Here is a 4,584-nt window from a genome sequence, read left to right as displayed (position 1 = left end):
GAAAATGATGATGTATTCCTGGTTGCCGATTCGTATGATACCACAGACCACAATCAGGATGGCTATGGTATTTATCCGGCACAGCGTTTGATGTACAACTTCTCGATGTATGACGCGTTCCCGGAGAGCGAGGGCGGCAGTGATATGCTGTTCTTAGTTGCCAGCCCGAAGGAAGACTAAAACAAACTAGAAAGATCGGCTGACAAGCTACATCTTGGCAGTAGTCTGTTTAAGGAGGGATTTCTTTGAAATTAAATCGCTTACTGGCCGGTCTTATGGTTGGTTCACTCTTGCTTAGCTCTGCGATAGGAATCTCAGCTCCTGCACATGCAGAGACTACGATTTCTACAGAGGCTGTTCCGGGAGAAAAGACGTTGAGAAATTTTTTGGAAACAGCATTGCTTCCTTGCGGTTCCACCCTTTATGTATGGGGCGGTGGCTGGAATGAAGAAGATACCGGTGCCGGATCTGATGCAACTACTATAGGAACCAGCCGCACATGGAAGGATTATTTTCGGAACTACGCCGGTTCGTATGATTACAAAGATCATAGATACGAGATTCGCAATGGATTAGACTGTTCTGGCTTTGTGGGTTGGACAATCTATAATACGATGGAAAATCAGAACGGAAAAGCCGGATATGTATATTCCTCTAAAAATACCGCTGCTGAATATGCAGCGAGAAACTGGGGAACATACATCGAAAACAGTCAGATAAAAAATTACCAAGTGGGAGACATCGTCAGCATATCCGGTCATGTGTGGATTTGTTTAGGACAGTGCGCGGACGGCAGCGTCTTGCTGATTCATTCGACTCCTAATGCTGGCGTGCAGATTTCTGGTACACAAACGCTATCCGGAGATGCCAACAGCGAGGCAGTTCAACTTGCAAAAGAAGCTATGAAAAAATATTTTCCGTATTGGTCTCGGTTTTATTCGGTAAAGATTTGTTCTGTCGATACATATCTAAAGGGAAATTTGATGCGATGGGATTTTTCAAAAGATCTGAAAGATCCAGAAGGTATTCACACGATGACTCCATCGCAAGTTATTGATGTTTTGTTAGAAAATCGTCCGAAATATATGAATTTTTTTGATTTAGAAAAGGATGATTGGTACAATCATAGTGTAGAGTATATGCTGGAAAAAGGTTGGATGAGCGGCATGGGAGACGGCCTATTTGAACCATCCAGCGGACTTACGCGTGCACAAATGATTCAAATTCTTTACAATGTATCAGGACGACCACAACCGTCGCAGCAAAAATTTTTTGATGATGTCGATCCGAATGCCTGGTATGCCGCATCCATTGCATGGGCAGCGGAGAACCATATCGCCGCAGGCATAGGAAATCACTGCTTTGCTCCTGATGAACCGATTACACGGGAACAAATGATTACTTTTTTGAGCAATTATCATGCACAGCAGGGACAGTCAGGAGAAGTGACAGAGGATGAATCCGTGCTCGATCCATATATTGATAAAGATACCATCTCTGCATGGGCAAAGAAACCAATGATATGGGCAGTTCAGCAGGGAATTATACACGGAACATCCGCCCAAACATTATCTGCAAAATCTATTGCTACGAGAGCAGAGTGCGCTCAGATTATTTTTCAATATCATTCTATATAAATTATAAATAAAGTAACGCCTCGCTGTTAGTGCTGTTCCATGCACTGGCAGTGAGGCGTTTGTGTTTCAAAGAAAATTGTATAATTTGCGTCATTCTTTCTTATTTTTCTTGTATAATGGATGATTAAAGAAAAAAGAAAGGGCGTGAAGCAATGCGAACACTGACGAAGCAACAAGTCGAAGCATTCAAAAACAGCCTTGCTCTAGACGAAAAGAGTAAGGCGACCATTCAGAAATATATGCGCGATGTACATGCATTTTACGCGTTCATATTGGGGAAAGAAATTGAAAAAGAACAGATGATAGCGTATAAGAAGCATTTGCTGGAACAGCACTACGCCGTACGGACAGTTAATTCTATGCTGTGCAGCATTAATCGACTGATGCACTTCTTAGGATGGGAGGATTGTATTGTAAAGGGACTACGCTTACAGCGGCAAATCTACCAATCGGAGCAAAAAGAACTGACAAAGGCAGAGTATCATAGATTGCTGCGAGCAGCAGAGCACAAGCCTCGCCTGCAAATGATTCTAAAAACGATAGGCTGTACAGGGATTCGTGTTTCTGAACTACAATATTTTACTGTAGAGAGTGTGAAAAAACGAAAAATTCTTATATCCTGCAAGGGAAAAATACGTACTATTTTACTGCCTTCCATGCTGCAAAAACGGTTATTAAATTATTGCAGGCAGTACAACATTCACAATGGGCTTGCATTTTGCACACGCAGCGGCAAACCGTTGGATTGAAGCAATATTTGGACGGCGATGAAAAAACTGTGTGCTGCCAAGGTATACACCTATCAGATCGACATTGATAAGTACACCGGCGAGTATGGAACCGATGGTAAGACCGCGACTCACTTGGCGGGCGCAACTTTCCAGTTGAAAAACTCTAATGCTACAGGAGCAACGCCGATTGACTTGGTCGCAGAAGCTAATGCAGAAGATGGCTCTTTGGTTTATCACATAAAGGGCACAGACGAAACAACCGCTACTGCTGTAACAGATGTTACGACTCCGGAGAATGGTAAGATTACGATTAAGGGTCTGAAGGCTGGCACTTACTATTTATACGAGACAGCTGCACCGTCCGGTTACAACAAGCTGACCAAGCCGGTTACTGTGGTTATTACAGCAGATAACGCAGACTTAACCAACTTTACTTATACGATCAATGACAAGGCGAGTGCAGCTAAGAATGCAACAGTCCCGGTTCAGAATAACAAGGGTCAGATGCTTCCGACAACCGGTAGCATGGGTACCATCGGTCTGGTAGCTCTTGGCGTTGCCGTTGTCCTGATTGGTGTATTCATGCCGAGAAAAAAGAAGGCTAACCGCTAAATGGGAGAAAAGCTGAGTCGATTGCTTCGCTGTGTCATTATTCTGATTGGCGTAGGCATTCTTGTGTACCCATCACTCAGCGAGTATCTATCCCCGAAAAGAATGGCAGCCGCGCCACTGCGTCATACGATGATTCTGTCAGCAAAATGCAGCAGCAGGAGATTGACGCAGAATTGGAGGCTGCACGGGCGTATAATCGCGCTCTGTTCGAGGAGGGCAACGGGGTTGCTTCTATCGACAATATAGGAGATGTTGACCTCGCAGATGACTATTGGAATCTGCTCCGCATTGACGACACCGGTATGATGGGATATATCAGTATCCCACGCCTGCACACCAAAATTCCCATCTATCACGGAACAAGTGAAGCGGTGTTGCAGGTCGGTGTCGGTCATATGCAGGGAACGTCTCTTCCTGTAGGCGGTGAAAGCACACACGCTGTCCTGTCCGGCCATCGCGGTTTACCGACCGCCAGTTTGTTTACGGACTTGGATCGAATGAAAATCGGCGATCCATTTTATATTAAGGTCTTGAATCAGACCTTGGCATATCAGGTAGACCAGATTTTGACGGTTCTGCCCAACGAGACACAACCCCTGCAAATCACCGAAGGGCAGGATTACGTCACTCTGGTCACCTGTACGCCGTATGGCGTAAATTCCCATCGTTTGCTGGTGCGCGGACATCGTGTGCCATATGATGCATCTGTCGCTGCTAAGGCAGCCGTGCAGGATCCGGCTTCATGGTTTGAAAATCTGCCGGTTCAAGTACGGCATATGCTGGTTGGCATCGCAGTCATTGTCGTGGTATTGCTGCTGCGCAAATTGATGGGATGGATTTGGCGAAAGGTTAGGGGAGAATGATATGTTTTTTATAAAAAAATATCGTTGTATCCCGCTTTTGCTATTTCTGTGTGCCATATTTTGCTGTTCGCTTCCGGTTTTCGCCGTTAATCCGGCACAAGCTGGCGCAATTGTCATGCAGTGCACAGTTAAACCAGCAAATACGGAAATTCCGCTTGTTGGCGATACGTATGTATTGATTCCTGTGCAGGATAACAGTTGGACACAGCTCCCGGCGAGCAAACAGCACGCAAAAGCCTTGCAGCTTGCCGCAGAAGTAAGTGATACCCTGGACGCTTACCCCTGCGAGACAACCGATCAGAACGGGACATTGAAGTTTTCCCCTATATCTTCTGGTTCTTATCTGATTGTGCGCAAGAGTACGGCACAGCAAAATAAAAAATATCAGGTTGATCCGTTTCTGGTCTCTGTCCAGCAGAGTACGATAACGGTCACACCGAAATTTTCTTGGGATGTTCCGTCAACAACGACACCCAATCAACTGAAACCGGATAAAAAGCCGGAAAAGACGCCATCGACCGTTTTTAGTAAGCTGCCGTATACCGGACAGCTGCAATGGCCGATTACCGTCTTGGCGGCAGTTGGTCTGGTTATGATTTTCGTTGGACAGGTGCTGAAAAAGCAGAAAAAATAAGATTTTTTAAGCGTAGCAGTTTCCTTGGCTGCTACGCTGTTTTTTATAAAATAGATTGACTTTTTTCTACTTGTATGCTACACTCAAACATAGAAGAACTTCTATGT

Annotated in this window: 5 protein-coding genes and 1 pseudogene; all 6 read left to right on the top strand. The window is 45.0% G+C overall.

The genetic code is table 11. The features are described from left to right. Positions 1 to 180: pseudogene (locus tag ACR0P9_RS08110) on the top strand (hypothetical protein); the annotation flags it as partial. Between the two features lie 65 nt (positions 181 to 245). Then, entirely contained in the window at positions 246 to 1,637 is a 1,392-nt protein-coding gene (locus ACR0P9_RS08105) for an S-layer homology domain-containing protein (protein WP_432619051.1), read from the top strand. A gap of 152 nt (positions 1,638 to 1,789) precedes the next feature. Beyond that, the gene (locus ACR0P9_RS08100) at positions 1,790 to 2,386 is read left to right on the top strand and encodes a tyrosine-type recombinase/integrase (RefSeq protein ID WP_432619049.1); all 597 of its coding nucleotides are present in this window, start codon (positions 1,790 to 1,792) and stop codon (positions 2,384 to 2,386) included. An 18-nt stretch (positions 2,387 to 2,404) separates the two neighbouring features. Continuing rightward, on the top strand, positions 2,405 to 2,980 hold the full coding sequence (locus tag ACR0P9_RS08095) for a SpaA isopeptide-forming pilin-related protein (RefSeq protein WP_432619047.1): 576 nt from the start codon (positions 2,405 to 2,407) through the stop codon (positions 2,978 to 2,980). Positions 2,981 to 3,000: 20 nt separating this feature from the next. Next, positions 3,001 to 3,843, top strand: coding sequence for a class C sortase (locus ACR0P9_RS08090; protein ID WP_432619053.1), 843 nt, complete (start codon positions 3,001 to 3,003; stop codon positions 3,841 to 3,843). 115 nt (positions 3,844 to 3,958) lie between these two features. Beyond that, positions 3,959 to 4,477 (top strand): hypothetical protein, encoded by a 519-nt coding sequence (locus ACR0P9_RS08085; protein WP_432619045.1) that lies wholly within the window; start codon positions 3,959 to 3,961, stop codon positions 4,475 to 4,477. The last annotated feature ends 107 nt before the right edge of the window (positions 4,478 to 4,584 follow it).

Origin of the sequence: Butyricicoccus sp., from assembly GCF_050872565.1 — a bacterium.
In the GTDB taxonomy this organism is placed as follows: domain Bacteria; phylum Bacillota; class Clostridia; order Oscillospirales; family Butyricicoccaceae; genus Butyricicoccus_A.
This window is presented reverse-complemented; position numbering and strand designations above follow the sequence as displayed.